Genomic DNA, 1,787 nt, shown 5'->3' with positions numbered 1-1,787 from the left:
TAGCCCGCATATCTCACCAGCCGAGCAGATCAATGGGGGCAAACAAGACCCCATTGCCATTCCGGCCGAACGCGTCGCTTAACAGGTGTATTGGCCGCTGCCGAGACCTCACCAGGTCGCTGCCGGGGCGCTCGGAGCGGCCTTTTTCGACGTTTTGGCGAGCGATGGTCAGCCGCAGGCCACAGTCGCCCGTCAGCACCGGGTCGCGGCACTGAATCTGGTGGCGATGTGCGCCGTCGCCGTCGTTCCCGCGCGGCGGCGAGGTGGTTAGGCGGGGCCGGCGCGTGCCGGCATGGCGGCGAGGTTGCGCATCGCCTGTATGAAGACATCTTGCGCGGGGAAGGCGTCGGAGAGCGCCACGACGACCCGACGGACGCTCACGCGCACCTGCGCGCCGACCTTCAGGAGCCGCATGCGGATGGTGCCCGGCGTGGCGCGCTCGAGTTCGGTGTTCTGCAGGCCCAACCGGCGCAATGCGACGAGCAGGGTATAGGCGACGGTGGAGAGGGTGAGCCGCAGCTGGTTGGCGCGCATGGTCTGCGTGCTGGTGCGGTCGGCGAACAGCTCCAGCTGCTGTTCCTTGATGCGGTTCTCCATGTCGCCGCGCGCGCAGTACAGGTCCTCGTACAGGGGGCGCGCGTCGGCCTCCTCAGCGCTCAGGGAGGTGACCACATAGCGCGGGTTGGCGCCCTTGGCCAAATGCTCGGCCTTGACGACGACGCGCCGTGCGCGGCTCCAGCTATCGCGCGTGCGGTACTGAAACTCACCGAACACCCGGTTTGCCTCGCCGGTGTCGAGAAACGCTTGCTGGGCTTCGATGCGCCAGTGCAGGCTCAACTCCTTGAGCCGGTCGTTCTTGGCCAGGCCGAGGACGAAGTCGACGCCCTCGGCCTCGCACCAGGCCATGATGTCATCGCGGCAAAAGCCGCTGTCGGCGCGGATGATGAGGCGCACCTGCGGCCACGCGGCGCGCAGTTGGACGACGATGCGCGTGAGTGCTTCGACACTGCCTGCGGCGGCGTCGATGTTGGACCGGCGTAGCCGCGCGCAGAGCACATGCTCACCACAGGTGATGTAGAGCGGCAGATAGCAGTAGTTGCCGTAATAGCCGTGGAAGAAGCGCCCCTCCTGATGGCCATGGAGGGGGTCGTCGGTGGCGTCGAGGTCGAGCCAAAGCGTCTCGGGCGGCGTGTCGTGAGACTGGATGAAGTGCTCCACCAGCACCCGGTCCAGACCCGCCTGGTCGGCGACGATCTTCTTGTAGCGCGCCGCACTGTCGGCGTCCGCCGGTGTCAGCTCCAGGCGGTTGAGGGTGCTGGAGCCGGCCAGCGCCTTGCCCCGATCCTGCTCGCGGCGGCGATCCCGGCCCGTCGGGTCATCCTTGCCTGCCGCCACAGCAAGCAAGGGGTCGACACGCAAGCGGTCATGGTCATTGAGGTCCGCGTAGCCGAGCGCCAGGCCCAGGATGCGCTGCGAGACCAGTTCGCCCACCGTATGCTCGATCAACTCCGGGTCGCGATGATCGGTGAACTGCTCGGCGACCGCCGCCAGCAATCCGGTCCTCGCCTCGACCTCGCGCAACAACAACGCACCGCCATCGGTGCTGATGGCGCCGCCGTCGAAACGCGCCACCACCGCGCGTCGTCCCAGGCCGTGAAACTCCAGCTGTTCGCCGTTACACTCTGTCATTGGAGGGCGGTTCTCCCGTTTCGGCACAAGTCGTTGATCGCACAACCCTTATGCCAGATAGAGCCGCCCTCCTTCAATCCCTTGGTGAGATTTGCGGG

At 66.7% G+C, this 1,787-nt stretch carries 1 protein-coding gene; it reads right to left on the bottom strand.

The features are described 5' to 3' along the window. Positions 1-267: 267 nt before the first annotated feature. The gene (locus tag F2Q65_RS19220; protein WP_150095009.1) at positions 268-1,689 is read right to left on the bottom strand and encodes an IS1380 family transposase; all 1,422 of its coding nucleotides are present in this window, start codon (positions 1,687-1,689) and stop codon (positions 268-270) included. Positions 1,690-1,787 lie beyond the last annotated feature (98 nt).

It is taken from the genome of Thiohalocapsa marina (assembly GCF_008632335.1).
GTDB classification, from domain to species: Bacteria; Pseudomonadota; Gammaproteobacteria; order Chromatiales; family Chromatiaceae; genus Thiohalocapsa; species Thiohalocapsa marina.
Note: the sequence above shows the minus strand (reverse complement) of the source record. Positions and strands in the feature narration are given on the sequence as shown.

What these genes read in the sequence shown, in the direction of transcription:
- F2Q65_RS19220 (WP_150095009.1), bottom strand. Translation starts at nt 1,689, where the DNA reads ATGACAGAGTGTAACGGCGAACAGCTGGAGTTTCACGGCCTGGGACGA.